At 57.7% G+C, this 25,389-nt stretch carries 27 protein-coding genes and 2 pseudogenes; 11 read left to right on the top strand and 18 right to left on the bottom strand.

Translation table 11 applies throughout. From position 1 onward, the window contains the following. Window positions 1–71: 71 nt before the first annotated feature. The 7 genes from GVL52_RS05790 to GVL52_RS05760 all read right to left on the bottom strand — a co-directional run bounded on the left by GVL52_RS05790 (window position 72) and on the right by GVL52_RS05760 (window position 6,754). A complete protein-coding gene (locus GVL52_RS05790; protein WP_160004753.1) occupies window positions 72–764 on the bottom strand; it encodes a hypothetical protein in 693 nt (230 codons plus the stop codon). Window positions 765–911: 147 nt separating this feature from the next. Then, a complete protein-coding gene (locus GVL52_RS05785) occupies window positions 912–2,234 on the bottom strand; it encodes an aminotransferase class I/II-fold pyridoxal phosphate-dependent enzyme (RefSeq protein WP_244619097.1) in 1,323 nt (440 codons plus the stop codon). A 96-nt stretch (window positions 2,235–2,330) separates the two neighbouring features. Next, window positions 2,331–2,648: a hypothetical protein gene (locus GVL52_RS05780; protein ID WP_160004751.1), complete on the bottom strand. Its 318-nt coding sequence runs from the start codon at window positions 2,646–2,648 to the stop codon at window positions 2,331–2,333. 194 nt (window positions 2,649–2,842) lie between these two features. Further along, window positions 2,843–3,952 carry a helix-turn-helix transcriptional regulator gene (locus tag GVL52_RS05775; protein ID WP_160004749.1) on the bottom strand — a complete coding sequence of 370 codons (1,110 nt, stop codon included), beginning with the start codon at window positions 3,950–3,952 and terminating at the stop codon, window positions 2,843–2,845. Window positions 3,953–4,440: 488 nt separating this feature from the next. Continuing rightward, on the bottom strand, window positions 4,441–5,232 hold the full coding sequence (locus tag GVL52_RS05770; RefSeq protein ID WP_160004747.1) for a metallophosphoesterase family protein: 792 nt from the start codon (window positions 5,230–5,232) through the stop codon (window positions 4,441–4,443). Window positions 5,233–5,528: 296 nt separating this feature from the next. After that, the gene (locus tag GVL52_RS05765; RefSeq protein WP_160004745.1) at window positions 5,529–6,428 is read right to left on the bottom strand and encodes an ImmA/IrrE family metallo-endopeptidase; all 900 of its coding nucleotides are present in this window, start codon (window positions 6,426–6,428) and stop codon (window positions 5,529–5,531) included. After that, the gene (locus GVL52_RS05760) at window positions 6,425–6,754 is read right to left on the bottom strand and encodes a helix-turn-helix domain-containing protein (RefSeq protein ID WP_130710763.1); all 330 of its coding nucleotides are present in this window, start codon (window positions 6,752–6,754) and stop codon (window positions 6,425–6,427) included. Before GVL52_RS05760 ends, GVL52_RS05765 begins: the two co-directional genes overlap by 4 nt. 189 nt (window positions 6,755–6,943) lie before the next feature. On the opposite strand from GVL52_RS05760, the gene GVL52_RS05755 reads away from it, so the two are divergent. From GVL52_RS05755 to GVL52_RS05740, 4 genes are read left to right on the top strand one after another with little or no spacing between them, the layout of a single operon-like run. Then, a complete protein-coding gene (locus tag GVL52_RS05755; RefSeq protein WP_160004743.1) occupies window positions 6,944–8,191 on the top strand; it encodes a nucleotidyltransferase in 1,248 nt (415 codons plus the stop codon). Further along, a complete protein-coding gene (locus GVL52_RS05750) occupies window positions 8,188–8,658 on the top strand; it encodes a hypothetical protein (RefSeq protein WP_160004741.1) in 471 nt (156 codons plus the stop codon). The genes GVL52_RS05755 and GVL52_RS05750 overlap by 4 nt, the downstream gene beginning before the upstream one ends. Then, window positions 8,655–9,701: a CBASS cGAMP-activated phospholipase gene (locus GVL52_RS05745; protein WP_160004740.1), complete on the top strand. Its 1,047-nt coding sequence runs from the start codon at window positions 8,655–8,657 to the stop codon at window positions 9,699–9,701. The genes GVL52_RS05750 and GVL52_RS05745 overlap by 4 nt, the downstream gene beginning before the upstream one ends. A 38-nt stretch (window positions 9,702–9,739) precedes the next feature. Next, window positions 9,740–10,645, top strand: coding sequence for a hypothetical protein (locus GVL52_RS05740; protein ID WP_160004738.1), 906 nt, complete (start codon window positions 9,740–9,742; stop codon window positions 10,643–10,645). 35 nt (window positions 10,646–10,680) lie between these two features. Here GVL52_RS05740 and GVL52_RS05735 read toward each other — a convergent pair whose 3' ends face one another. The 4 genes from GVL52_RS05735 to GVL52_RS05720 form a co-directional block, all read right to left on the bottom strand. Next, window positions 10,681–11,346 carry a hypothetical protein gene (locus GVL52_RS05735; RefSeq protein WP_160004736.1) on the bottom strand — a complete coding sequence of 222 codons (666 nt, stop codon included), beginning with the start codon at window positions 11,344–11,346 and terminating at the stop codon, window positions 10,681–10,683. Between the two features lie 2 nt (window positions 11,347–11,348). Next, window positions 11,349–11,585, bottom strand: coding sequence for a hypothetical protein (locus GVL52_RS05730; RefSeq protein ID WP_160004734.1), 237 nt, complete (start codon window positions 11,583–11,585; stop codon window positions 11,349–11,351). A 297-nt stretch (window positions 11,586–11,882) separates the two neighbouring features. After that, window positions 11,883–12,692 carry a Ku protein gene (locus GVL52_RS05725; protein ID WP_160004732.1) on the bottom strand — a complete coding sequence of 270 codons (810 nt, stop codon included), beginning with the start codon at window positions 12,690–12,692 and terminating at the stop codon, window positions 11,883–11,885. A gap of 11 nt (window positions 12,693–12,703) precedes the next feature. Continuing rightward, window positions 12,704–13,609 (bottom strand): Ku protein, encoded by a 906-nt coding sequence (locus GVL52_RS05720; protein WP_160004928.1) that lies wholly within the window; start codon window positions 13,607–13,609, stop codon window positions 12,704–12,706. 197 nt (window positions 13,610–13,806) lie between these two features. On the opposite strand from GVL52_RS05720, the gene GVL52_RS05715 reads away from it, so the two are divergent. The 3 genes and pseudogenes from GVL52_RS05715 to GVL52_RS05705 all read left to right on the top strand — a co-directional run bounded on the left by GVL52_RS05715 (window position 13,807) and on the right by GVL52_RS05705 (window position 15,692). After that, a complete protein-coding gene (locus GVL52_RS05715) occupies window positions 13,807–14,067 on the top strand; it encodes a DUF982 domain-containing protein (protein ID WP_160004730.1) in 261 nt (86 codons plus the stop codon). Window positions 14,068–14,479: 412 nt separating this feature from the next. Beyond that, window positions 14,480–15,221 (top strand): annotated as a pseudogene (locus tag GVL52_RS05710) (ImuA family protein). Between the two features lie 39 nt (window positions 15,222–15,260). Next, window positions 15,261–15,692, top strand: a complete 432-nt coding sequence (locus tag GVL52_RS05705; protein WP_160004728.1) for a hypothetical protein — start codon at window positions 15,261–15,263, stop codon at window positions 15,690–15,692. Between the two features lie 137 nt (window positions 15,693–15,829). Here GVL52_RS05705 and GVL52_RS05700 read toward each other — a convergent pair whose 3' ends face one another. Further along, complete coding sequence (locus GVL52_RS05700) at window positions 15,830–16,444, bottom strand: DUF2530 domain-containing protein (protein ID WP_244619096.1); 615 nt, start codon at window positions 16,442–16,444, stop codon at window positions 15,830–15,832. A 112-nt stretch (window positions 16,445–16,556) separates the two neighbouring features. Here GVL52_RS05700 and GVL52_RS05695 point away from each other — a divergent pair, with 112 nt between their 5' ends. Further along, on the top strand, window positions 16,557–16,955 hold the full coding sequence (locus GVL52_RS05695) for a response regulator (RefSeq protein WP_160004726.1): 399 nt from the start codon (window positions 16,557–16,559) through the stop codon (window positions 16,953–16,955). Between the two features lie 26 nt (window positions 16,956–16,981). Here GVL52_RS05695 and GVL52_RS05690 read toward each other — a convergent pair whose 3' ends face one another. Further along, on the bottom strand, window positions 16,982–17,785 hold the full coding sequence (locus GVL52_RS05690) for a hypothetical protein (RefSeq protein ID WP_160004724.1): 804 nt from the start codon (window positions 17,783–17,785) through the stop codon (window positions 16,982–16,984). A 166-nt stretch (window positions 17,786–17,951) separates the two neighbouring features. Between GVL52_RS05690 and GVL52_RS05685 the strand changes: the two genes are divergently transcribed. Beyond that, on the top strand, window positions 17,952–18,572 hold the full coding sequence (locus tag GVL52_RS05685; protein ID WP_160004722.1) for a hypothetical protein: 621 nt from the start codon (window positions 17,952–17,954) through the stop codon (window positions 18,570–18,572). Here GVL52_RS05685 and GVL52_RS05680 read toward each other — a convergent pair. Beyond that, window positions 18,554–18,889, bottom strand: a complete 336-nt coding sequence (locus GVL52_RS05680; protein WP_160004720.1) for a hypothetical protein — start codon at window positions 18,887–18,889, stop codon at window positions 18,554–18,556. The two genes, GVL52_RS05685 and GVL52_RS05680, sit on opposite strands and share 19 nt — an antisense overlap. Window positions 18,890–19,429: 540 nt before the next feature. Further along, window positions 19,430–19,813 carry a hypothetical protein gene (locus tag GVL52_RS05675; RefSeq protein WP_160004718.1) on the bottom strand — a complete coding sequence of 128 codons (384 nt, stop codon included), beginning with the start codon at window positions 19,811–19,813 and terminating at the stop codon, window positions 19,430–19,432. 324 nt (window positions 19,814–20,137) lie between these two features. Here GVL52_RS05675 and GVL52_RS05670 point away from each other — a divergent pair, with 324 nt between their 5' ends. Continuing rightward, a complete protein-coding gene (locus tag GVL52_RS05670; RefSeq protein ID WP_160004716.1) occupies window positions 20,138–20,482 on the top strand; it encodes a cupin domain-containing protein in 345 nt (114 codons plus the stop codon). Window positions 20,483–20,525: 43 nt separating this feature from the next. On the opposite strand, the gene GVL52_RS05665 is transcribed toward GVL52_RS05670, so the two are convergent. Next, on the bottom strand, window positions 20,526–21,005 hold the full coding sequence (locus GVL52_RS05665; RefSeq protein ID WP_160004714.1) for a MarR family winged helix-turn-helix transcriptional regulator: 480 nt from the start codon (window positions 21,003–21,005) through the stop codon (window positions 20,526–20,528). Between the two features lie 149 nt (window positions 21,006–21,154). On the opposite strand from GVL52_RS05665, the gene GVL52_RS05660 reads away from it, so the two are divergent. After that, window positions 21,155–21,958 carry an SDR family oxidoreductase gene (locus GVL52_RS05660; protein WP_160004712.1) on the top strand — a complete coding sequence of 268 codons (804 nt, stop codon included), beginning with the start codon at window positions 21,155–21,157 and terminating at the stop codon, window positions 21,956–21,958. Window positions 21,959–22,021: 63 nt separating this feature from the next. Here GVL52_RS05660 and GVL52_RS05655 read toward each other — a convergent pair whose 3' ends face one another. After that, window positions 22,022–23,389 carry a sigma-54 dependent transcriptional regulator gene (locus tag GVL52_RS05655; RefSeq protein WP_160004710.1) on the bottom strand — a complete coding sequence of 456 codons (1,368 nt, stop codon included), beginning with the start codon at window positions 23,387–23,389 and terminating at the stop codon, window positions 22,022–22,024. After that, a pseudogene (locus tag GVL52_RS05650) lies at window positions 23,386–25,247 on the bottom strand (ATP-binding protein). Before GVL52_RS05650 ends, GVL52_RS05655 begins: the two are co-directional and overlap by 4 nt. Window positions 25,248–25,389: the final 142 nt, after the last annotated feature.

Raw genomic sequence — 25,389 nt, 5'->3', positions numbered from 1 at the left:
AATTCCAAGGCACGTATGCAGGGTCCATACGGGACAGGCATCCTTAAAGGGAACGTTCGATTGCAGTCGGATCAGCTGATGCGGCCACGAACTACGCTGTATGTCCCGGCCATCCCGCGCGCCGCGGCCGTCATCTTCTCGATGGCCGGTCGAGCGCATGAACACAAGTGCCTGTCCCCGGGGGCGACGTGATCGAACGAAACGAATTCGAAGCCTTGGATGCCGTGACTGTAGCCCTGCGACCGAGGCCCTGGCCGTGGATTGGCGACGTAAGGCTGCTCCAATGCCGGCATCGCGCCCAAGCAGTGAAGCGTGTTAGCGAAGACAGCCGGCGGGATGACGACGTGGTTCAGCCGGATAACGTGGTTGGCCTGACTCTTGAGCCTCTTGGTCGAAAAACGATGGGCTCGGCTTTCGAACCCATAGCTTATCGGCCTCAGCTCAAGGCCGACAGCAACGACGTTCAAATCATCCAGCGCATTCTCGAGCGCGGTCGAGAATGCCAACTCAACGTGCCACGTCGCATATCCATCAATTGCGAGGCGCGCGAGTGTTGCGCCGCGATCAGCGTAGTACATCGCGTGAAGCTTGATGGCGGGAGCCTCGAGCAGCTGCAGGTCCGGCGAGGTCGTGAGGTTTTGGATGAAGGTCTCAGTCAGAAGTTGCTCGACTGCATCGACGGGTCGAACGCCGGGTGTCGAAACCTTTACGGCAAGCGTCTCCGCGAAGGTGTCTAACAATCCGATAGATAAACTGGCAGCCATCGCACCCCGTTTTCTAGAGCGCGTTAGCGACGCTCCTCGCTGTGGGCCTACCCTTCCTCGGTCGCCGAGGAATTGAACATGCCGTCCGACGAATCGCGTAGCGGCGTCTCATTTTGTTCGCCAGAGTCCGAATTTTTATGCATTTACCTACCCTATCAGCCCGTAACTTTGACCGAGGCGATGCAGGACATCAATCGTGTGGTCTATTTGTTCGAAGGAATGCGATTCATTCAGAATAAACCGGAAGCGGACCTCTGAATGCTTCACTACTGGGTAGGCCACGGCAGTGGTAAAAATGCCGTTTTCAAACATATCCTGGCCAAGCTTCAGGAGTGTATCGGAATCACGAACAAATACGGGAATAATCGGGCTCGTACCATTTCCGACATCAAACCCAAGATTGCGAAGCCGACGGCGCATGTAGTCGACTTTACCCCATAGCGACATTAGAAGGTCCGGTCTGCTCTCTATGACATCCATGGCGGCTAGGATCGCGGCGGCGTCAGCGGGAGGGATTGCAGCTTGGAAAAGGTAGGCGTTCGCCTCGACTTGCAACATGGTTTTAAAGGCGTGGTTGCAAGCCACGACGCCGCCGATTGATGCGGTGCTCTTCGACAATGTTGTCATCACAAAATCGACCTGATCAGATAAGCCGAGCTTCGAGCAGAGCGTTCGTTCTTCGTAAAGACCGAAGGAGTGCGCCTCGTCGACGAAAAGCAAAAAATTGTGGTGGCTCTTGAGGTCGCAGATTTCTTGCAGGCACGCTTCCTCACCGGACATTGAGTACACGGACTCAACAATGACCAAGATGTTCTCGAAGCCTGCCGCGTGTTTTTCGAGCTTTCGAGCGAGGTCGCGGGCGTCGTTATGTCGGAAGGGCAGGTACTTGGCACCGGAGAGCTTGATGCCATCAATAATCGATGCGTGACATTCGCGATCAAACAGCACAAAACAGGACGGCCCCTTTGCAAGGCCCGATATTGCGCCGACGTTCGCGCTGTAGCCTGTAGGGAAGAGCAAGGCACTTTCTTTGCCAAGCCAAACCGCGAGTTTTTTCTCAAGTTCCTTGTGAAGACGATTGTGCCCGCCGCTCATTGCGGACGTTCCGCAACCGGTGCCGAATTCTCTAACCGCTTCGATGGCGGCCTCTATGACTTTCGAGTGGCGATTGAGACCAAGGTAGTGGTTGATTGGCCACACGATGCACTCTCGTTCATCGGAGTGAACATCGCTTTTGACGATCCCGGATGAGTTGCTGCCTGCGACGGTGAAATTGTCATAGCACCAGACCTTGGAGGCTGTCTGCTGCTGCTTCAATTCGTGGTACGCGGCGGCAACAGACGCTATATCGCGCACTCCCATTTCGAGGCACTGCTTGCGCACCAAACCAATCTGGCGGTTTGCTCCCGCGAGTTCTGCTTCTAGATTTTCAGATGCTGGAGACAGCGCTGTCACAGATAGATCGTCCACGGAGGTTCCTTTCAACACGTCGGGCGAAGTGTTTGGCTGTGAAAGTCAAGCAACACCCGAAGCTGTTCACCTCGGGCGTCGTTGACTATCTAGCGATCACTTCCGGACGAGTTCTGCCTCAGCCGATCCCCTGTCGGAGCGGTATGAAGCGTGGGCGGTGTTTTTGCCGGTGAGAGTGACCTTCACGGTATATCCCGACCCAAACGAGACGCCGGTCTTGGAGGCTTTCGTGGAGCCGATCTTTTGAGGGCTTCCTTGGTAGTAGTAAGACGTCACCTTGTCTCCGGAGACGCTGACTTTTGCAGAGGCCTTGTCGCCCCATTTGCCCGTCCATGTCCCGTCGAGATCACCCGCAAACGAGGCGGATGCCGAAAGAATTGCTATAGCGGCGATTACCAGTGCGGAAAATCTCATTGCCCAACCCCTTGGCTTTACTGACACGTGAGAGATGTAAGGCAACTCAATGGGTTGGCGCTTCACCCAAATGGGTCAGTTCAGACCCAAGGCTGTTTTACGAGGTCGCTAGTGCCTGTAGGCAGAGCTATCGAGCGTGCACATCACGGCGAGCTAGGGTTTCAAGGACACCGGCAGCACGGTAACGCGCGGACCTACCTCACGACGTTATGAATTCGGAAGCATAGCGCTACAACTTCGCTCTGCCTGCTGCAGCCAGTCTTGGTGAAAATCGTCTTTACATGATGCCGCACGGTCTCGTTGGCAATGCCGAGAGTCGCCCCGATCTCTTGAACCGTCTGCTCTTCACCAAGGAGGGTCATCACAGATGCTTCTCGGTTGGTCAGATCGAATGCCGACTGGAGAACGTCGACGGGTAGCCTCACCTGGGAGTCGAGATCGCTGAACATCAGGATCGCCCCCGTGAACGCGACAACGTCCGAGGCCGTTCGACGCAACGGTGCCGCCGTTACCATCAGGCGACCCTCCTGGTCGGCATTTGACAGGATGAAAGGGCGGAGCTGCGGCATCGCGCTTGTGAAGCTGCTCGCGGCAGCGCAGGCCTCATCGATCAATGTCTGCAGTCGCTTATTGTCCGACAGGTGGGTCGCAATCAGCTTCTGTCGCCGGAGCGATAGGCGTCCACCCAAGAGCGCCTCGGCGGCAGGGTTGATATAGGCGACAATTCCATTCGGCCTGAGGAGGACGGATGGCTGCCGCGCGAGCTGCAATCCCTCCATCAACGCCTTGCCCTTCATGTCTGCCAGTCGACTTGCCAAGACCATACTGGGCTGCAGGCGCGGTAGAAGCCTATTCAGCCCTGAGATTTCCGTAAGTCCGAATGCTCCCTCGCTTGCGTTTCGCTGTAACGAGATTGAGATAGCGTCACTGGTTAACTCGCCCATCAAACGACCTGCTGCAAACCACGGCACGTCGGCGGTACGGGCAAAGTCCTCGTAGTAGTCGCTCTTTGCCATCTCGGCATCGGTGAATAAGGAGTGGTCACTGAAGAAGCCATTGCGCCAGTGATGCGGTTTGACGGCAGAATTGCGAAGATCGCTCTTGTACCAGCCCTGTTCGAAGAACTGCTCGACGGCCTCCCGCAAGCTACTGGTGTGCACCAATCCGCCAGGCACAAAGACCGGCGTTGTCAACAATGCGCCGCGACAACCGACGGCAGCGGACAACGTTTCGAGCGCCTCGGACCACATATCCGGGTTGGCAGCCGCTTCATAGAACTTGCCAATAGCGTCAGTATATTCCAATGGAGGGCCCCGGCTCCTGAAGTGTCTAGCAGGAGCTTACCAATGGTTAAATATAATGCATATCAGCAAATTGGATGTGTCCGTTTAATCTATTTTAACCTTAACCCGGCCGCCCCAATTGGAGCCCTTTACTTGATCGCGGCTGCGCTCGTCGCGTAATCATCGGTGAATGTTCGAATTCGAGGAAGGTCGAATCGAATTGGTCGAATCCCGCACTCGCCAATTAGCGACTCCTCAGTGAAACACCTCACTGTTGGTTTAGCCGTATTTCTGGCCTAGCCCGCCCTTCGGATAGCCGAATCGTTAGCCCGGACGAGCGACATCAGCATTGGACCAGAAGTTGCGCGACGGCATCGGCGATCGAACGCCAGGTGTTGAAACCTTAAAGGCAAGCCTCTTGGCGAACGTGTCGAACAGTCGGATCGAAAGTTTCGCAGCCATTGTGCCTCGTTTTCTGGGAACGCACGCGGCGGCTCTTCGATGTCGGCTCACTCTACCTCGGTCGCCGAAGAATGAAATATGCCGTCGATCCGTTCCCAGCCTGAGAACTCGGGATCAAAGCGCCGGGGTTCGACTACGAACCCTTCACGCTCGGTGTGTGTGATGACGACATAGCTTCCGTCGTTCAGATACCGGTAGTCGCCAGGCGTGGCGCGCTGCCCTTTCTTTTCAACCATAACTTTCTTGTCGAGAGCGCTGACGTTTACGAACCGCTGCCCCCGATAAGTGACATCCTCGAAACGATGGATATGACCGAACAGGCAGAGCGGGACACCCGGAAGGAATGTCTGTGTCCTGGTCAGCCTATAGTGGCTTACGACGATTGCCCTCTCTGGTCGGTGGGCGGCGACGATGGCTGACAGCTTGGCACGCTGGCGGTCAAAATGGAGCTGTCGGGCGGCGGCGATGGCTCCGGGGTCATCTCCCCGATCAACGCCATCCCAATCAGGATCGAGGCCGTCGATCGTTTCGCCGACAATGCTGAGGTCGCCAACCGGGTATGGCGACAGATGTATGTGATGGCAGCGCTCGCCAAAGCTCTCTCGATATCCGAGGCGGCGATCCCAGTTTCCGAAGACATAGAGAACCGGGCAATCGAACGTCTGGAACACTTCGAAAATCTCGCCGGTCTTTTCGCTTCCGATATCGCCCGCCACGATCACGGCGTCGAAGTCGTTCGCTTCTCGAGCCCGCAGCTGCTGGACAGCTTTGACGTTGTTGTGGATATCGGAACAGGCCAGAATTCTCGTCACCCGACGACCTCCGTATTGATGGGTCATTCCTCCCTCGACGGCCGAGACAGGAATAGTGGACGCCAGGTCTTTTCATCCTCCGGAAATCATTCAACAAATCTCGTTGACATGGTCATGTGTTCTTCATATGTTCTCATTGCTGAGGACGAGGTTGATCACCTGTTCGAAGCATGGCACCTCGCCATGATGCACGGTCGGCGGCGCTCGAGCGCAACCGATCTCCCGTCTGCCGCTTCGGGCGTGTCAAAAGAGGCCTACGTGCACGCAATCACTGTGACTGGCCTATGACCTACGGGTCATAGGCCGCTTTCGTACGTGTTTTCTTAATTGGCCTCGAAGAAGCGAGCGTATGTATCTCCAAGTTCGTCGTCCTCAGCCTGATAGGCTGCCGCTCTTCCTTCAAAATGCAGAAGGGTCAGCTCGAATCCGTACTTGTCGGTCTTCATGCACATTTCGACTACAGGCTCTGGGAACCAAACACCGGCGCGCTGTCGAACGCCCGCAAGGGCTTCTTCTGGCTGGACGTCGCTGACTGCAAGCGATTGCGAAGGCATCTCAAATGTTTCCGCCTTCGTCCGTATGTAGCGGCCCGACTTCAGCGCTGCGGCGCTTGGCTTCGCCCATTTGGCGAAACCGTCGTTGGAGGAAATCAGGATTGCTCGAGTGTTGGTGTAGTCGAGCCAGCGTAGGGCCGCCGCCGTCAGGGAGACGCCATACCTAGTCGCCGCGTCGCTAATTCGCTGGAGGTCGGCCAGTTCGTCGGACGGGATCGTCCGGCGAAAGTCGTCAAAGGGCATCAGTAAGTTTGCTGCGAAGTCATTCGCCTCCTTCTCGATGTCACGTCCGACACCGAGTTCCACCGCCTCCTTGGAGCAACGGAAGCCACCGTTGAAATCTGGCTCGTCGTCAACTAGCTGGCGGTGGAGCATGAAGTGCCCCAGTTCGTGTCCAATGGTATACGCACGCCGGCCAGGGTTCTGCTTCTTGTCGAACATGATGCCCCACCTGCGCGGCAAGGTCTCTCCGGGCACGAGCGCGCCTTCGAAACCAACAAGGTCGTAGCCTTCAACACGCTCGATGTAACTGTCCGGGGAGATGCTCCGCGTATATTCCAGAGCAAGCTGTTCGACGTTTACCGGCCCGCGGTCGAACCTGTTCGCTCCGAGCACCTGATTGAGCATGAGCGTGATGTTGTTGGCGACCGCGCGGGGCGACTTGATCATTCCGACGTTTTCCCGCTCAGAATTTTGGCGAATTGCCGTAGCTGGTCGCGGGTTTCTTCGGGCATATTGCTGTACTCGCGGAAGAACGCTTTGTCCTTGGCGTCTTCCAGCGTGACTGCTTCGCGGCCGATAAGGTAGTCGGTGGTAACGCCTAGAACGCTCGCGATCTCAGCAAGCTTTTCAGCGGACGGTCGGGGCGGGTTTTTGTTCTCAAGTTCCCAGATATAGCTCTTGGACGAGCCGGTAGCCGCCGCCAACTGATCGAGCGTCATGCCTTTTTGGGTTCTTAACTCTTTGATGCGGCTTCCAAAATTTACCGTGGCCATGGGGTTTTCCACTTTTTTGTTTTTGTTCGGAGTAGGAGAACTTTAGCCCCCTTGACAGCGAAACGCAATACGCCCATCTTGTTCGGAGTAGCGAGACTTTTAGTAAAAGGCGCGCGAACCTGGAGGGAGCCGTAATGACGAAAGCAACCATGAAGACGATCCTGAAACCACCCTTGAAAGGTAACCTGCATGAACATGAATATTCCGATGGGTATCGACCCGTTCCTTGATCCTGCCGATCGCATCCTCGCTGAGATTGCGGTCTCGATCCAACTTCCCCCCTCGTTGCACGCGAAGGCCGTTGGTCGCTACGAAGCGGTCCGCAAGCACCTCGAAGCGACGGCTTCGTTCTACGGCGACATCGAACATTTCTACCCGCAGGGTTCAATGGCGATCGACGCCACGATCTCGACGCGCGGCACCGACGACGAGTACGACATCGACATTATCGCCCAGGTGGGCGGGCGTTTCCGGACTATGTCTCCGCTTGATGTCCTTCTGACTCTGGAACGCGGGCTCGTGGATTGCCACGGCCTCAAGGTTACTCGGCAAACCCGCTGCATCACTCTGCACTATGCCGACAACATGCATCTCGACATCAGCCCTGTGATCCGGGACTATGGATACCCTGATCGCCAAAGCCACATCATGCATGCTAAGGGTCCGAATGCCTCTAGCGAGGATTGTCGCGTCCCGACCAACGCCTATGCGTTTGTGGAATGGTACAAGCGGAATACGCCGAACGAGACCGTCGTCCGCGATGCCTTTCAGAAGCGCTGGCAGGAGACCATGGGCTTCGCGGCGGACGCAGACGTGGACAACGTTCCCGACCAAACCCATTTTGGCGTGAAGAGCATGGCGACACTTGCTCTGCAACTGGTCAAGCGCTACCGCAACATCCGATACGACGACCCACGCCGAACCGGCCGCATGCCACCATCGGTGATGCTCGCGTACTATGCAGCGAAGACCTCGCGTCCTGGTCAGAAGCTGACCGATGCCTTGATCGGCCTCTGCAATTCCATGGTCGTGGACATCGCGTTCGCTAGTGCGAGGGGTCTCAAACTCCATATGACGAATCCTGAGTATAGCGATGACGTTTTTACGGACCGTTGGCCAGAGAGCGTTCAACAGCAGAATCTGTTTGCGAGCGATCTTCGTGAACTTGTTGGCGAGCTTGAGCTTTTGCGTGCTCACAAGGCTGATCTCAACCAGATGCCGGAATGGCTTCGAAACACATTTGGCGACCGCGTTGTGACATCGGTCATCGATCGCATCGCCAAGACGAACGGTGCGGCAATTAAGACCTCGACACAGCGCTACACGTCAGCGGGCGGGCTGCTGGCAGGGGGTTCGGCGCTCGCCACGCCGGCGATGGCGAAGACATCTTCAATCATCAAGCCGTCATCCCATACCTTCTTCGGTGACAAGCCATGAGCGGGGTCCTTCCATTGACCATCCGCGAGCAGGACGCTGAGCTTCGACAGGACTGGCCGAAATTTCGCACCGTACTCTTCGAACCCAAACGCCAGCGCGTCGTTTGGCGTGGCAACGTCCGACCTGGAATCAACAGCTACCTGATCGAGATCGCATATTCGATGGATAGGGTGATCACAGGTCCGATGGTGCGTGTGGTGTCGCCCAAATTGACAAGGCTTCCGGGTAATTCCGAAGGCAGCCTGCCGCACGTCTATCATCGAGATACCGATCCGTATCTTTGCCTATTTGATCCTCGGCGGGCTGAGTGGACGGGCTGGATGTCGATCTCGAAAAAGATTGTTCCTTGGACCCTGGACTGGCTGGTTTGTTACGAGGACTGGCTGCTGACGGGTGTCTGGCACGGTGGCGGTAACCACGTGACCGAAGCAATCGGAATGTCCTTCAATTTGGAGCAGGCGCAATGAACTACATTCCCCCCAGACGTTCCGATGGAACGATCGAGCATACTCGTGTGAAGCTGCCGTGGCCGAAGGGTCGTCTGTTTCGCATCCTCACGATTGATGGTGGTGGCATCCGAGGCCTTTTTCCGGCGGCATACCTCGCCGAGATCGAGCGCAGGTATCTTGGCGGGGCTTCGATCGCGAGCTATTTCGACCTGGTGGCCGGCACGTCAACGGGTGGCATCATCGCCCTCGGCCTTGCTCACGGCAAAACGGCAAAAGAAATCTCGGCAATCTACGACGAGCGCGGCGAGTTCATCTTTCCGAAGCCACGGAAGATGACGCGATGGTTGAAGTGGTGGCGCTCGATGCGGTCTTCAAAATACGAGCGCGCGACATTGCAAAGCGAGCTTCTCCGGGTCTTCGGTCAGGATGTTCTCGACGGCGCGAAAACGCGGGTCGTCATTCCGTCGTTCGAAGGTGAGTACGGTGAGCCTTTCCTTTACAAGACCCCGCATCATCCCGACTACCAGAAGGACCGGCACAAAGCGCTCGTGGACATCGCCCAGCATACAGCGGCCGCACCCTCGTATTTCGCCGCCGTGGAAAACCATGGCTACCAGATGCTCGACGGCGGCATCTGGGCGAACAATCCGATTATGGAGGCGCTCGTCGATGTTCTTGCCTGCTATGACGTCCCCCGCGAAAATATTCGCATTCTGTCTATAGGCACTGGCGACGAGACGGTTGAGCTTGCGAAACGCCACTTGTCAGGCGGCAAAATCGACTGGGGTGTCTCCACGCAGGTGCCGCTGCTGTTTCGGTTGGCGGCGCGCGCGCAGTCCAAAAACGCCCTCGGCCAAGCCTTTCTGCTCGTCGGCAAGCCGAACGTTATCCGCGTCGATATGGACGAGCGGGAAAAGCACATTGACCTCGACGACGTCACGCGTGCCAAGGCGGAACTGCCCAACTTTGCCCGTGCCCATGCAGAATCCAACGGCCAGCTCATCAAGCAGATGTTCTTGGGCGACCGAGTGGACGAATTTGTCCGCTGCCCTCACCAGTAATTTAGAGACAAACCAATGACAACAAGGGGAATGACGGGATGACCAACCAACTAACTTTCACCGCACCTATCTACCGGGAATTCGCCGCCGAAACGGTATTGGAAGGCGCACAGCGGTTTCTTGAACCCATCGCCGAGGCCGTGCTCGGCTGGGTACGCGGTATGTCAATCGGTGAAGCGGAATGGATTTCATGGAATAGAGGCAAGCACCATCACGATTTCGGTCGTGGCGCGGTCCGATCTCATCCTGGTGAAATTGACGCCCATGATCTGCTTACAGCGTTTCACGATCGCCTAGATCGCATCAGCGACGAAACCCACTGTGAGGAAATCCGCCGCATTTTCGCGCAGATCGTAGGAGTGAAGAAGGTGTGCGACGGCGATATCGTCACACTCTGCGATCTCCTGGAGCTTTACATCCCAATTTTCGCTGACGAGATTGCGCCAGAACACGGTATATCGGCTTGGGAGGCGGAGGCGATCATCCAGCAACGTCTCGATAGCGGTGACCTTCTTGCGTCAAAGCGCATGCAGGGCCTCTACGACCCGAGTTTCGACCTGGGGGACTATACCCGGATCGATGTACGCGATGGCGTTATCCTCGTTAAATGCTCTGATCTCGACCTCGACGCGGAGTTCGGATCATTTCAAGCGAGTTTGCGGGAAACCGGGGTGATGAACAGCATTGTGCACGATGGAGGCCTATTCGATCTTATCAGCATGGCTCCCCGCACTGTAAACGGTGTCCTGACGTCGCACGACGCGCTAAGGTTTGTTCGCCTTCCAAGCGTTGCCTCCACTCTTGTCAGGATGGCTCAAGGCAAAAAGTGCATCGTAGATGAGGAAGTTCGGCTTTTGGCTTTGAAAACCGATCATGATTTCGAGCCGACACCCAACCTGTCGATGCAGACACTACCCCAATTGAGTCAAGGTCCTTCGGCATAGGTTTACGAGCCGTCCGTAAACCTTTGTCAGTCCTGCTACTTTGAGAGCTGCTTGCCGATTGCTCCCAGGCAGCCGGCAAAATCCTCTACGATCTGCTCGCTTCGTTGGCGCTGTCCGTTTTCGTCGGTGGCGACGACATCGAGATCGAGAGGGAGCCTGATGTCGGAGCTGCCACCCATCTGGTTGAAGGCTACCGTAATCTTGCGCGTCTTCATCGATCCGATAACCATCGCCAGCGTTGGATTGATCTGGAAGATCGAAAACAGACCTCCTGGAACGTCCGACTGAGCCGCACTGACAAGGCTGTCCAGATTGGTGGTGTAATCAGGACCAATCAGGTAGGCGCGGGTAGGGGGAGACGGGGTCGAAGCGAGACTACCGTTCGCCTCGGCGATCTCGCTGACCACAACTTTCACTATGGTTCCGATTGGAGTTTCCGGGCCGCCACTGTGCATTACCCCGATCGCGCCGGACACCTTGATGAAACGCCCTTGCCTATAGGAGTAGTCGCGGACCATGGCATCGAATACGAGTTGGCAGCCCGACAGCTTGCCTTCCTTCATATATGGCATGCTCGATACGTCCAGCGTGCCGGCGATCCTGTCCAGCATGACATCGAGCTGCGGGGACTGCGCATGCGCCGGAAAGCCAGCCAGCGTTGCGGCGATCACTAGAACCAAAGAAAGAAGGTCTGCTTTCACGGTCAGGGCTTCTCGGGTGTCTTGAGGTCCATCATCGCCTTGTCGCGCAAAAGGCGCGCCAGCTCCTGCTCGTCGTGGATACCGAACTCGAACCAATCGACCAGCATCCTCGCTGTGACCTGACCTTCGTCACTGCTTTTATCGCAAGAATGCTCCGCGCACCACTCGGAGAGGATGCGGTCGAGTACCTGCATCGTGTCCGCGGTTATAGGCTCTCTCGGCCAGTCGGTCTTTGCCATATCGTACCCCCAGGTGCACTCAACCTATCGGTTGCGGGTCGATGCGCTATAGCGAGAGAGCAACACTCGACGCCAAACGGATCAGGCTTTCGGGGATCGATTGATATGAGGTCGAGCAGAACGGGGTGAAGTCCGAATAACCAGGCGTTTGGCCGCCGGCACGAACCCGATCTTGTCTAGCGCCGCGCCAAGCGAGTTGCCCCCGACCGATTTCGGCGGGGATGACGCTTTGGGGTTTTCGCGATCGCTCTTTTCCATGGCGACGTCATAGCATGGAACCCGCCGACCAGGTACCATTCACCCGGCCTTCTTACGCCCCTTGAGATCGGCTTCGACGCTCTTCCTCAGCGCATCCATGATATTGACGACGTTCGAAGCCGCAGCTTTTTCCGATTTCGCGCCGGTCTTTTTCGGCGGCTTCAGTGCCTTCTTCTTCTCGGCGATGATCTTGAGCAGACTTTCCTGAATCGGGTCTGAGACCATCGTCGGCGACCATTTCGAGGTGTTCTGCTTGATCAGCTGCTGCACGAGCGGCACGAGGTCGGGGTCGGCTTTGTCGTGAATGTCGTCAAAATAGCTTTCCTCGGGCCGTACCTCGTCGCCGAACCGCAACGTCCAGAGGACAATGCCTTCTCCACGTGGTTCCAAAACAACTGCACGCTCGCGCCGACCGATCACCAAGCGTGACACGCCGAGAACGTTATCCGCGGCCATGGCATCACGGATGACAGCGAAAGCCTCGTGGCCGACCGGATCGTCCGGCGTCAGGTAGTGGGGCTTCTCCAGATATACCCACTCGATGCTGTCACGGGGGACGAACTTGTCGATGTCGATGGTCTTGACCGTGTCCAGCGCCACGGCATCCAGATCGTCATCGGTCAGGATGATGTAGTCGTTCTCGCCGCGGGCATAGCCCTTTGCCTCGTTATCGTCCGTCACGGGCTTGCCCGTGACGGAGTCGAAGTACTGGGAGACGACGCGGTTGCCGGTTTCCTTGTTCAGTGTGTGAAAACGGACCTTTTCGCTCTCGCTCGTCGCAGGAGCCATCGCCACGGGGCAGGTGACGAGTGACAGCTTGAGATAGCCTTTCCAGTATGGTCTCGGCATTGTCTATCTCCTCAACCCGCTTTGCGCTGCGGAGCAGCCTTCGAGGAGGCGGCCTTTCCAGCCGCTCCGCGCGCGGCGCGCTGCCTTACCGTGCCAGTATTGGCATTGGCGGCAATGCGTTTTGGTTTAGCAGCGGTTGCCATCATGCCGGCGCTTTCACGAAGAGCCGCGAGCAGGTCGTTCGGCTTGGATACCTTGACCTCCTTGCGCTTGGGCAGCGACTTGCCTTCGATCTTTGCCTTCACCAGGTCGGCGAGCGCGGCCTCGTAGCGATCGTCAAACTCGGCTGGATCGAAAGACCCCTTTTTGGTGGCGATGATATGCTTGGCGAGTTCGAGCATCTCGCCCTTGATACGGAGCTTGGGGATTTCCTCGAATGCCTTCTCAGATGACCGGACTTCGTAGTCGTAGTTCAGGGTCGTGGCGATCAGCCCCTTACCGTGGGGGCGGATCAGCACGCTGCGTACCCGACGAAAGAGGACCGTGCGAGCGATGGCCGCGACCTTAGATTTCTGCATGCCGTCACGCAGGGCGGCGAAGGCGTCACCTGACACCCCGTCGGTTGGGACCAAGTAATACGGCTTGTCGAAATAGACATCGTCGATCTGGGAGCAGGGGATGAAGGTCTCGATCTCAAGCGTCTTGTTGCTCTCGGGTATTGTCGAGGCGACTTCTTCTGGATCGATGATGATGTATTGGCCGTTCTCGATCTCGAAGCCCTTGGTCTGGGCTTCGCGCGACACGGCTTCATCTGTCTCACTATCCACGAAAACGCGATTTACCCGGTTTCCGGTCGCTTTGTTGATCGTGTTGAACGTAATGCGGTCCGACGTGCTTGCCGCAGTGTAGAGACCGACCCCGCACGAAACCTCGCCGAATTTGATGAAGCCTTTCCACTGCGCTCTGTGGGCTGCCATGACGCTGTACTCCGACTCACTGATTCGCGACTCAATCGTTACGGACGCGATTCGTTCCGAGTCGAAACGAATCAATTTTCAACGGGTTGGCCGCACTTCATGAATCACATCGTCAGCCGTGGTTTCGGGTTTCGCACACGACCAGGAACGGTTCTTGCACGGTTTCCATTCTGTAAAGGGATTGGAGGACAGGTGTCATGAATCGGGACAGCTCGCACGAGTTTTCGACGCTGATGTTGGTGCTGGAGGACCGCGAGGCGTACAAGATCAAGACGCTTGATGACATGGCGACGGTCCTACTGAACCTCTGGCCCGACGAAGACGGTGAAGCCTACATTGTGGCGATCAAGGCGTGTCTGGACGCGAAGCTCGGAGAGGTGGCCCCTGAACTCGCTAGGTGGGCGCTCATAAAAGCCGCGGAAGAGGTCGGGGTCGGGGTGATCACGATCGTGCATTGAAGCAGTTTACCCCCGAGCGGAGAGGTCTCTACGAGCGCGCCTTCACTACGGCCGAGCAACGGTCGCCGCCGTCATCGCACCGCATGCGGTCGCACACGCCGACAAGTCCCCGCCTGACGCGCAGGACCGATGCGCTTGCTTTGAAACGCTTGATGATGACTTTGCGATCAACCTACCCGAGGATTTTGCATCGCCGGCACTCGACGATGATGACTGACCCCTTGAGTGACCGCAGGGTCGTTACCTTCGCCTCGTCTGCCATATTCCTGGCCATCCCAACCTTTCGTCATAAGCATTTTAGAATGCCGGCATGAGCATGTTGACTCCGGTGGCTTATCGGAACAAAGAATGAACATCAAGATTATCGAAGGCATTGCCAGCACAATTCCCAAGCGCGAAAGGATCGTGATCGATGACGCATGCTCCCAATCCGGTCCTCGACGATCTTCGTGAGCGCATCGCCAAGATCGAGGGAGAGGCAGTGCGGCGAGCCGGCTGTCTCTCTTTCGGTGTGCCGGAAATTGATAATCGTTTGCCCGGCGGCGGTCTCGCTTATGGGGCTATCCACGAAGTTGCCGGGGGAGGAGCTGGAACGTTGGACGCGGCCGCGCCTGCACTGTTCGTTGCAGGCGTCGCGGCGAGGACGACGGGCAAGATCATTTGGTGTCTGAGCCGACCGGACCTGTTCTTCCCCGCGCTCGTACAGGTCGGCCTACAAGCGGACCGAGTGATCTTCGTCGAAGCTGACAAGGAAGAGGATATCCATGGCGTCCATGGAAGAGGCTCTGTCGTTCGGCGGCCTTGGTGCGGTCGTGGGCGAGCTGGTGCGCCTTCCTATGACAGCGTCACGCCGCCTGCACCTCGCAGCCGAGAAGACCGGCACGATGGGCCTGATCATTCGCCGTTGGCGCAGGCAGACGGAAGCAAACGACTTCGGCAACCCGACCGCAGCGACGACAAGATGGCGGATAAGCGTGCTTCCCTCTGAGCTGCTCCCGGTTGAAGGCGTCGGGCGACATCGCTGGCTGGCCGAGCTGATGCGTGTGAAGGCCGGCGAGAGCGCCGAATGGGAGATCAGCGCGTGTGACGGAAGCGGCCGCGTCGGGATGGCCCGCGCGACCGATGCTTTGTCCATGATCTCGCGGATGGCATAGAGGCTGGCGGACTTTCCCCAGTTCTATATGCTTCGCAGCATGGACAGCGATACTTACCCGAACCCGACATTGCGTGACCTTGCCTGCGAGATCGGGCAGGTCCAAATCTATTGGTGTTTCCTCGAGAACGAGATGCGCCGCCACCTCAAAGAGGCTGGTTTGCAAGAGCAATCGGCCAAAGGGGCCGTGATCACGCATTGGCGATCGTATATGCTCGATATGGCCAGCAAGTCCGAAAACGGCGCGCCTCGCAATTGCCTGCTCGAAGTGGAGGAGGTCGCCAGGGTGCGGAATCTTCTCGCGCACGGCATTCGATCTGTCGCTGCGGACCCGTGGGAAGCCAACACCGCGGCGGCGGCCTGCGTAGGTCCCGATGGTTTACATCATCATCTAAGCGTTGAAACGATACGCGGGCTGGCGGAAGAAATCGACAGGGTTCGGCGGTCGCTGCGCTGGATCAAGCCTGCCTAGGAAATTTCCGCAATTAGGTCGCGTCACCACCAGACTCCTAGCAATCGGGAGCGCATAAGATCGCGACGATCCTGGAGTGGTTCGAGAATGGTTTTTGTTGCGGATGAGTTGAAGCGGAAGCGGGCCGACAGGAAAGATCAGTCCGACGAAAATTTGAGCGGACCTGTAGCCGGATCGTAAATTCCATACACCTCCACGACGCCCTTACTGAAACCGAAGAAGGCGTTATAGTCGCGATAAGAGTAAAATCGTGCACTTCCATCTGGTTTTTCACTCTTGTCCGATGGCTCACCAAGCTTTCCGTTTACCAAACCAAGCCGCGTTCCGTCGGAGAAGCCAAAAGGGTACTCTTTGTTGGGATCGTACCCGCTCGGCGCATAGAATATGTATCGGACTTTGTGATCTCTAAACCCCACTTGATAGGCGGCAATGGAGCGACCGTCCGAGCTATCCTTGATCTCGTATGTCCAAGTTCCGTCTTGCTCCTTCTTGGTGGGCTCGCCTTTCATGAACATTACGTCTTGCTCGGATGACCGGAGCGCAATACCGAAAAAGCTTTCGATTGGCATTGGCTGATCCTGCCATCGAAACACGGCATAGCCAATTCCGGAGACTATAAGCAGGACGACCAACGGCCCGAGAGTTCCCCACAGCGCGACCCGACGCCAATTCCATCGATCTCGCGTCACGGAATAGATTATGACGAGCGACAGCACGAGCGCCGAAAGAAAAATACCCGTACCCAGAGACATGCCATCCTCCATCATTGGCATTTTATTAAATATGATTCTGTTTTCCTGTGGATGGGTTGAATCGATTTCCCAACCGATTGCGTTACTTCCCTGAACAACAAGGGGAACCGAGATGCAGAAGCCAACTCGAATCGTACTCGTCGTAGAAGATGAGCCGCTCATCCGCCTCTTCTTGGCTGACGTACTCGAGGACGCCGGCTTCGCTGTTCTCGAAGCCGGCTCGGTTCTCGAAGCGGTTGGCGTCCTCGGCCTGCGCACCGATATCGACGCGGTCTTCACCGATGTCGATATGCCTGGCGGGCTGTGCGGCATCGACCTCGCCAAGATGGTGGCGAGTACGAGCCCTCACATCGGCATCGTCGTCACGTCGGGTAGGGTGGATGTTGCACGAGGCGAATTGCCCGCGGAAGCGCGGTTCCTGCCGAAGCCCTACAACACGATGACGGCAGTGAGCACCGTCCAGAGCGTTATCCAAGCGACCACCGATGTCCGTGCTGACAGAGCTTCGTGATCAATGTTGATCGACCGCCGCCGGCCTCATAGTTTGAAGGTCGGAGGATAGCCTCTTCCCATGTCAGCGTATGCTTGCTCGCCTTCCGTGTGAACGAACATCAGCGATGACGGCTCCAAGGCGACCGTGGTGTAGAGATCAATCCCGCCGCGGTATTCGGTGAGCCCGAGTTCAGCCATCCGCAGGTCGACCAAGCGGCCAGCGACTGCTGAGGCCGCCATGCCTTTCATGGCGGTGCTGATCGGCATCGCAATCTCCAAGATGCGCGGTCGGCCAATCGTCGGCAATCCCAGAGCCTCTCCGTTATCGCTCAACGTCCATGAAGCAACCTCGCCACCCCAGATCGCGAGCAGACGCTCCACCCCGCTGTTGTCTATCGGCAACGGGAAGGCTGATGTCCAGAATAAGCAATCTCTTGTCCCGTAGGTCTCCCCGGCGTTCAGGGCGCTTTTCGCGAATACCTCATCTGCTTGGATGATATTCAGGTATCCCGCCGCGACAAGTCCATCGACGCGTTGCCGCAAGAATGCTTTGGAGGTCGGGACTATGCCAGCTTGGGAAATCGCCTCAATTTCCTCGTCAATCATCCGTGAATAATGGAAACCCCTGACCTCTTCATTCTCAATAAGGGCAGCCAAGTCGGCTTCCAGTGCGGCCTTTCCGGCGGCGAAAGCATTCGGGCGGCGCTGCCAGAAAACGTGCTCTGTAGGCCGAGAGGCCGCGATTTCGAGTTCATCCGCGCGATAGTCGCGCAAAAGACCGTCTCCTGCGATGAGGAGGTCCCTGGCCGCTCCCGGGAGCGTCTCGTTATCCCAGATGTCTATGACCATGCGAGCCTGTCCGTTGGTTGCCCGCAAGGTAACAATCTGCCCTCAAGATGTCTATTGAGTTGCCCGTCTGCCCTGCCTGGGAATGGCCAACTGGGCAACCTTAGTGCTTGTAGCGTTGCGGCCGGTGAGAAAGACGATGATCCTAGATTCAGCACTGGAGCCGTACATGTCCACTCACTTCTCTTCCATCAAAATCGCAAAGATACTTGTCGAGATGGATGTCGCTCGTGAGATTGGGGCATATGAATCTCTAAGCCGCATGATCGAGATTTTTGGCTCGCGTATACTTGGCACGAACAGTGACGAAAACACCGCAAAACTTCGCGAGCACATGGAAGTTATAGCGGAAGCAAGGCTTCAAGCTCGTTTCAATGGCCGCCACGACATCCGCGAGCGGGGCGGTGCACTACAGCGGCGGAAATTCCACTTCCTGATGGATACGGCGGCAATGGATTATGTTGCCGCTACACTCTATCCGCAGGTGCAAAACACTCCACTGGAAAGCCTTCGCCGATATCACGAGGTTGGAAACGTCGCGGTTGTGAGTGACATCCTCAGCGAGAGTGCGGGGTTTTTCGACCAGCTTGCAGGTGAACCTGCTGTCGAGGTAGAGAAAATCAAACAAGACTTGGAACAGTGGCGGAAAATCGAGGGTGAGCACGGGAAAGGCGCGATGCTAAACCTCGATCACCCGTTGAACGTCATGCTTCAGAGGCTTCACCGGGTTTCCCCGATCATAGACGAGGAAAAATTCGAGAACGCTGCCCGTTACGGCGCAGGACTGTGACCGCCGTCTCGTATGGATCGTTCTAGCTCCTCGGGTGAACTTCTGAGCAGCGGGCTGTCATCGAGGGCGTCGTCCAGACCTACGCGGATCATCTGACTGTTTTCGATATTCATTCGCAGCCGCGTGTTTTCTGCCATCCAGTTCGCGAACAATGTCAACCGAGCTTTAACCTGCGACACAGCTACACCGTCATCGACTGCCACAAGGATTCTGTCTAGCCCGGACTTTCCCACTTCCGACATTTTAGTTCCGTCTGGGAGAACAGCCCAGAAAATGGTTAGATCGCCCAGTTTGTAGGCCCCGATGTCGTAGTTCATGTTCGCTCCTTTTCAAGCGGTAAATGGACTACGACATCGTTCCTTTAATTCGGGTGAACGTTGCGAAAATCGCGAGCGGGAACAGCCTCAGCCCAGCCACAAAAACCATAGTTTTCAAAACGATCCACAGCCGCGACTCTTGGCTGTGGTGGTGTGCAGACGTATGTTGCGAAGGCTGCCGAGATGAACAGCGGTATGCTGCGAAAGTGAACAGCGTATCTTGCGATACGCTCGAAAATTGTGAACAAAATCAACATCTAGCGAACAGACGTTTGCTGCGACCGACATTCACTGTCCTTCGCAGCATACGTTTGCATTTTCGCAAACCGATTTGTACGGGTGCAACCGATGAGCGAGGCGGTCAGTAGCGTCACCGGGGAGAGGGATTTCGGGGAATAAAAGTTGGGAAAGGGCTCTAAACGCCTCAACTTGACGACATGAACGGGCTTGATCTTTCGAGATTGGAAACAGAGATCAGGTTCGGTAAAAAAATCAGTCTACTGACGATCCGTGGAGAAGATATCGACGGCGTTGAGGAGTTTACTGATCCGGCGCTGTTTCTAGATCGGTTGGCGTCGCTTCGGCAGCCCAAGCCAGAATATTGACGCGTTCCGCAGACGGGGCGCTTTGAGCGGCAGCTATTTCATCAGGATCAAACTGTCCATTGCACGTGTCAGCGATTTTCAGCAGCTCGGGCATCTCAACGTTCAAACAGCTTCCAATGCCATATTTTCTCTCGAAGTCTTCCATCACTTCTAGGGAGGCCTGAATCCGTGCAAATTGCAGACGCTCCTCTGTAGCGAATCGTCTATGTTTGTAAGCGACATTCACACGCTCGCGCAACTTCGCAGTGCGCCCGAGGCGTAGAAACGTCATCATCCATCGGATGTCGGTCTCTAGAGATGTTGTAACTCTTTGGCTCATCAAAACGCTTCCTTTTAGAAGAGGATAGCCGACTGAACCACCGGCGCAATTACGGCACCGCAGCATGCGCTATTGCGAAACAGAGAGCCCCTGCAAACCGCAACTTCAGCCTCATACCATCTACAAAAGCCATAGTTCTCAAGTCGAATTCCTTGAGCGTGACCCTTGGTTGTGCGGCAGTACAGACGTATGCTGCGAAGCGGGGGCAGCTGAACAACGGTATGCTACGAAGGTGAGTAAGGTATCTTGCGATCAACTCAAAATTTGTGAACAAAAACAATGGTAATTAAGCAGACGTTTGCTGCGACCGACATCTGATACGTGATGGCAAACCAGCTCATCATCGACATCACAGGCGCCGAGCCGGAGGTCGGCGCCCCTCCGGCGGAGCGGATTATCTCCGGCGACCCGCAGTTCAGGACGTGGAATCTCGAGGAGGCGTCTGGTGGTCTCTATGCCGGCATCTGGGAGGCAACGCCGGGCAAGTGGCGGATCGCCTATGACGAATGGGAGTATTTCAACGTTCTGTCCGGCTACTCCATCGTCACCGAAGATGGCGGCGAGGCGGTGCATTTGCATGCCGGCGACCGGATGATTCTACGACCGGGCTTTAACGGAACCTGGGAGGTTGTTGAAACGACTCGCAAAGATTATGTCGTCAGGCTGTGACGGCACTTGCCTGACCTTGATCAGGTCAGGCGCTCGGCCGCCTTTATTCCTCGACCGGCCGAGCCGCATTGAAGGCTGTGGCAAACGCTGGCGAGGCCAGCAGGTCCATGGTGCGGCGCAGATTGTCCGACGCCTCCTTGCCGAAAGCCGCATCGAAACGCGCCTGTGCGTCCAGCCACAGGCTGTGGGCCTCGTGCCACAGCTGCTCGCCCTTGTCGCTTAACCGCACGCGCTTGACGCGGCGATCGCGGTCGTCGGAGATCAGCTCGACAAGGCCGTCGCGCTGCAGCGGCTTCAGCGTGTGGCCGAGCGCCGAAAGATCCATCACCATCGTCTTGGCAAGCAGCTTCAACGGCGTCGCCCCGCCGAGCTTGATCTGCGTCAGCAGCGCGTATTGTGTGATCGTCAGCCCGCTTGGCGCCAGCACGTCTTTGTAGAGCTGGCTGAGTTGTCGGGAGGCGCGCTTGAGCGCGCTGCTGCTGCAATAGTTCCACGCGCCGAGCGGGCTGGTTTTTTCATTCATGTCGTTTTCTCCGTCGCCAAGTCTTCCGATTGGCGGCGATCAGTCAACCGAGAAAGCACAACTTCTTTCGCGCTCCTCTTGCACACCTCGGAGGACAGCCTAAATATAGCGGCATATACCACTAAGCTGACATCGAAAGGAATGCTGTCATGTCCAACACCTCTCTCGGAACTGCCCTTGTCACCGGAGCCTCTTCCGGCATCGGCGCAACATATGCCGACCGGCTCGCCAAGCGCGGTTATGATCTCGTCCTCGTCGCCCGCGACGCGGCGCGCCTTCAGTCGCTGGCCGATCGGTTGACCAGCGAGACGGGCGTGACGGTCAACATCCTGCCTGCCGATCTCACCCAGAGAGCCGACGTGCGGGCCGTCGAGAAGCGTTTGCGGGAGGACGAAAGCATCACCCTGCTCGTCAACAATGCCGGCATCGGCCCCAAGGGCGCGCTGCTGGATGACGACCTCGATTATCTAGAAACGATGATTGAGCTGAATGTGGTCGCCGCCAATCGGCTGGCTGTTGCCGCAGCCCAGGCTTTGTCGGAGCGGGGCAGGGGTGCGATCGTCAACGTCGCCTCGGTGGTCGCCTACATCCCGGAGAGATTCCACGGCACCTACAGCGCCACCAAGGCATTCGTCCTCAACCTGACGCAGGCCATCCACTCGGAAGTGGCTGATAAAGGCGTCAAGGTGCAGGCGGTTCTGCCCGGATTGACGCGCACGGAAATTTTCGAACGCGCTGGCCGCTCGGTCGATGACCTGCCGCCAGCGATGGTGATGGATGTGAGCGACATGGTCGATGCGGCTCTGGCGGGGCTCGATCAGGGCGAACTGATCACGATCCCGTCGCTGCCGGACAATGCCGACCTGGACGCCGCAAACGCCGCCCGCTACGCGCTCGGCCCGAACCTTTCCCACAACAAGCCGGCGGCACGCTACGGGGTGGCCGCAGCCTGACGTCGGCGAGGCGAACGCCTGAAGCGGGGACCGATGGACGTTGACGCGTCCATCGGATGAAGCTCAGCCACGCTCGTCGTTCGGCGCAAAGTCGGCCCTGACGATGCCATGGCGCTGCAGCTTGTCGTAGAAGGTTTTGCGCGGGATGCCGAGCTCGGCGATCGTCCGTCGAACATCGCCGTCATTGGCATCCAGCACCTCGCGGATGATGCTGGCCTCATACCGGTCAAGCCGATCGGGCAGCGGCAGGTTTTCGCCGCTGCCGTCGTTCTTCGAACTCGACGCTCCCGTGTGAAGTTGTTCAACCCCAAGCACGAAGCGCTCGGCAAAATGCGACAGCTCGCGCACATTGCCGGGCCACTCGTGATCGTGCAGATGCCGGTGAACGGCCGATGACGCGACCGGCATGTCGCGCTTGAAGCGCTTTGCCGCCCGCTCGGCGAAATAGCCGAACAGCAGCGGAATGTCGTCGCGCCGTTCCCGGAGCGGCGGGATGGAGATCGTCACCACGTTCAGCCGGTAATAGAGATCCTCGCGAAACTCTCCACGCTGCCGGGGATCGGCGAGATCGACCTTGGCTGCCGCCACCACGCGCAGATCGACCGGCCGCACCTCGTTGGTTCCGAGCGGCGTCACCTCGCGCATTTCAAGCACTCGCAGCATCTGCACCTGCGTCGATGGCGCCATGCTTTCGATCTCGTCGAGAAACAGCGTGCCGCCGCTCGCGTGCTCGATCCGTCCGACGCGCTTCTTCTGCGCGCCGGTAAAGGCGCCGGGCTCGTGCCCGAACAACTCGCTTTCGATCACCGTTTCCGGCAGTGCGCCGCAGTTTAGCGCCACGAAATTCCCCGATCTCCGCCGGCCCCACTGATGCAGCAGGCTGGCGACGACTTCCTTGCCGCTGCCGGTCTCTCCGGTCACCAGCACATCGACATCGGTGTCGGCGATCTGCCGCAGCGTATGCCGCAGCCGCTCCATGGCCGGCGTCTGGCCGATCAGCGGCAGGTCGTCGCGCACCTGTTCGCTGGCTTTGCGCAACAGGCGGTTCTCCAGAACCAGGCGGCGTTTTTCGACGGCACGCCGTACGCTCTGCACCAGCCGGTCGGCCGGGAAAGGCTTGGTGATGAAGTCGTAGACGCCTTCCTTTATGGCCTTGACCGCCATCGGAATATCGCCGTGGCCGGTCACCAGGATAACCGGTAGGTCACGGTCCTGCCGTTGCACGCGGTCGAACAGTTGCAGACCGTCGATCTGCGGCATGCGGATATCCGAGACGATGATACCCGGAAAATCCGCTGTCAGCGCTGCCAGCGCCTCCAGGGCAGCGGGGAAGGCGGAAACGGCAAAGCCGGCCAATTCCAGCGTCTGCTTGGTCGCCCTCAGCAGATCCTTGTCGTCATCGACAAGGAAGATGGGTGCGGCTGATGTCATGGTTTCGCTCTCACGAGATGGACGATGAAACTGGTGCCGGCGTCGGTGCTGGAGACCTCGATCCGCCCGCCGTAATCGGCAACGATATCCTTGGAGATGACCAGTCCAAGTCCGAGGCCCTTCTCTTTCGAGGTATTGAAAGGCGTAAACAGCGAAGCGAGAATCTCTGCTGGTATCCCCGGGCCGTTATCGGCAACGATGACCTCGACCGCGTCGTCGGTGGCCACGGCCGATATTTCCACCTTCGCATCCGCTCGCCCCTCCAGGGCCTCCAGGGCATTCTGGAACAGATTGATCAATATCTGCTCCAGGCGAACGCGGTTGCCGAGCACCCTGAGGCCGGGCGGCGGCAGCCGGATGACCAGCGCCTGCAACTGCCCGGCAAACCGGCTCTTCAACAGCACGACGGCGCCATCGATGACGTCGCGCAGTTCGACCGGCTCCGGCGCTGTCCGGCCCTTGCGCGCAAAGGCTTTCAGTTCCTCGGTGATCGCCCCGATCCGTTCCGTCAGCGCGGCGATGGCGCCGAGGTTTTCCTTCACCGGTTCGGCTTGATCGCGGTCGAGGAAGACGCGGGCATTGTGGCATAGGCGCGAATGGTTGCCACCGGCTGGTTGATCTCGTGGGCGACGCCGGCAGCGACCTGGCCGAGAATGGCAAGCCGGTTTGCCTGTACCAGTTCCTGCTGCACGACCTGCAGTCTCGATTCGGTGTCGCGATGGTCAGAGATCTCCGCCTGCAGGCGGTCGCGGGCGCGGCTCAGATCTTCGGTACGGGCCACCACCCGCCGCTCCAGCTCCTCGCGCATCGACAGTTCGACCGCAATCCGCATCGCAGCCGCCTGCCGCCGGCGCAGCAGAAAGGCGGCGATGGCCAGAATGGGCACCAGCACGGCAAGCGAGAGCAGCCGCATTTCCCTTACAGACGAGGCGATCGGCGCCTCGGTCGGCACCAGGTATTCGAGCCGCCACGGCGTCGTCGGCACCGACGCGAACAAGCGCAGATATTCCGTTGCTCCATTGCCTGGAAGCACCGCCGAAACCAGCGATGTCTGGGCATCGATGATATCGGGCCGCATGATCGGCAATGGTGTCAGCGACGCATCGCCGAACTGCAGGCTGTCGCGAATGGCCGCAAGGTCTGTCTGCGGCACCGGCGCTGCGGTCATGAAGCGCCAGGAGGGGATGCTGGTGATCAACACCACGCCATGCTCGTCCGTCACGTAGACCGGCCGCCGTGCATCGCGCCAGTCGGTCTCGAGCTGGTCGAACTCCAGCTTTACCACCACCACGCCGAGCGGTGTCTCAGCGCTGCCGACACGCCGCGAGATATAGAGCCCCGGACGCTTGCTGACGCTGCCGAGCGCAAAATGCTCCGCGGTTCCTTTCTGCATCGCCCGCGTGAAATACTCCCGGAACGTATAGTCGTTGCCGACGAAGCTGATCGGCTCGCGCCAGTTGCTCGAGGAAATCGCCAAGCCGTCCTTGCCGATCACATAGAGGACGGCGGCCTGCGTACCCGATACCAGCCGCTCCAGCTTGCGGTTCAGGATGTCGATATCAGTGACACTTTCCGATGACAGCGCGTTCAGAACCTGCTGGTCCTCGGCAAGCAGCAACGGCAAGGCGCGGGGGCGTTCGAGAACGGCGGTCAGCAGCGCCACTTTCAGGCTCGCATCCGTCTGGCTCTGTGCTGCCAGGGCATTGATGGAGGAGCTTCGCCCATAGAGCTCAGCGCCGATCAGGGCGGCGGCCAGCAGCACGGCCGACAACATCACGAAAAGGATCCATCCTCGTTTCGCCTGCCGATCGACGTCGTCAACGGTCTGAAATCCAGCAATCGCTGTTGTGCTTGTCATGGCCCATGATGTGCGAAATTTCGCACGCTCGTCAAATAGATTTGTGCGAAAAGCCGCTCACTTAATTTATTTTAGCGTTCTGATTAAGAAAAAAGCGTTTTAAATCATGGCGATATTGCGGCGAAGGTGAACTGGCATAGGC

The organism is Rhizobium sp. 18055 (genome assembly GCF_902706285.1).
Lineage (GTDB): Bacteria > Pseudomonadota > Alphaproteobacteria > Rhizobiales > Rhizobiaceae > Rhizobium.
This window is presented reverse-complemented; position numbering and strand designations above follow the sequence as displayed.

Coding starts and splice junctions, on each gene's coding strand:
- GVL52_RS05790 (WP_160004753.1), bottom strand. CDS start 764: ATGGCTGCCAGTTTATCTATCGGATTGTTAGACACCTTCGCGGAGACG.
- GVL52_RS05780 (WP_160004751.1), bottom strand. CDS start 2,648: ATGAGATTTTCCGCACTGGTAATCGCCGCTATAGCAATTCTTTCGGCA.
- GVL52_RS05770 (WP_160004747.1), bottom strand. CDS start 5,232: ATGACCCATCAATACGGAGGTCGTCGGGTGACGAGAATTCTGGCCTGT.
- GVL52_RS05765 (WP_160004745.1), bottom strand. CDS start 6,428: ATGATCAAGTCGCCCCGCGCGGTCGCCAACAACATCACGCTCATGCTC.
- GVL52_RS05760 (WP_130710763.1), bottom strand. CDS start 6,754: ATGGCCACGGTAAATTTTGGAAGCCGCATCAAAGAGTTAAGAACCCAA.
- GVL52_RS05755 (WP_160004743.1), top strand. CDS start 6,944: ATGAACATGAATATTCCGATGGGTATCGACCCGTTCCTTGATCCTGCC.
- GVL52_RS05750 (WP_160004741.1), top strand. CDS start 8,188: ATGAGCGGGGTCCTTCCATTGACCATCCGCGAGCAGGACGCTGAGCTT.
- GVL52_RS05745 (WP_160004740.1), top strand. CDS start 8,655: ATGAACTACATTCCCCCCAGACGTTCCGATGGAACGATCGAGCATACT.
- GVL52_RS05740 (WP_160004738.1), top strand. CDS start 9,740: ATGACCAACCAACTAACTTTCACCGCACCTATCTACCGGGAATTCGCC.
- GVL52_RS05730 (WP_160004734.1), bottom strand. CDS start 11,585: ATGGCAAAGACCGACTGGCCGAGAGAGCCTATAACCGCGGACACGATG.
- GVL52_RS05725 (WP_160004732.1), bottom strand. CDS start 12,692: ATGCCGAGACCATACTGGAAAGGCTATCTCAAGCTGTCACTCGTCACC.
- GVL52_RS05720 (WP_160004928.1), bottom strand. CDS start 13,609: ATGGCAGCCCACAGAGCGCAGTGGAAAGGCTTCATCAAATTCGGCGAG.
- GVL52_RS05715 (WP_160004730.1), top strand. CDS start 13,807: ATGAATCGGGACAGCTCGCACGAGTTTTCGACGCTGATGTTGGTGCTG.
- GVL52_RS05705 (WP_160004728.1), top strand. CDS start 15,261: ATGGACAGCGATACTTACCCGAACCCGACATTGCGTGACCTTGCCTGC.
- GVL52_RS05700 (WP_244619096.1), bottom strand. CDS start 16,444: ATGTCTCTGGGTACGGGTATTTTTCTTTCGGCGCTCGTGCTGTCGCTC.
- GVL52_RS05695 (WP_160004726.1), top strand. CDS start 16,557: ATGCAGAAGCCAACTCGAATCGTACTCGTCGTAGAAGATGAGCCGCTC.
- GVL52_RS05690 (WP_160004724.1), bottom strand. CDS start 17,785: ATGGTCATAGACATCTGGGATAACGAGACGCTCCCGGGAGCGGCCAGG.
- GVL52_RS05685 (WP_160004722.1), top strand. CDS start 17,952: ATGTCCACTCACTTCTCTTCCATCAAAATCGCAAAGATACTTGTCGAG.
- GVL52_RS05680 (WP_160004720.1), bottom strand. CDS start 18,889: ATGAACTACGACATCGGGGCCTACAAACTGGGCGATCTAACCATTTTC.
- GVL52_RS05675 (WP_160004718.1), bottom strand. CDS start 19,813: ATGAGCCAAAGAGTTACAACATCTCTAGAGACCGACATCCGATGGATG.
- GVL52_RS05670 (WP_160004716.1), top strand. CDS start 20,138: ATGGCAAACCAGCTCATCATCGACATCACAGGCGCCGAGCCGGAGGTC.
- GVL52_RS05665 (WP_160004714.1), bottom strand. CDS start 21,005: ATGAATGAAAAAACCAGCCCGCTCGGCGCGTGGAACTATTGCAGCAGC.
- GVL52_RS05660 (WP_160004712.1), top strand. CDS start 21,155: ATGTCCAACACCTCTCTCGGAACTGCCCTTGTCACCGGAGCCTCTTCC.
- GVL52_RS05655 (WP_160004710.1), bottom strand. CDS start 23,389: ATGACATCAGCCGCACCCATCTTCCTTGTCGATGACGACAAGGATCTG.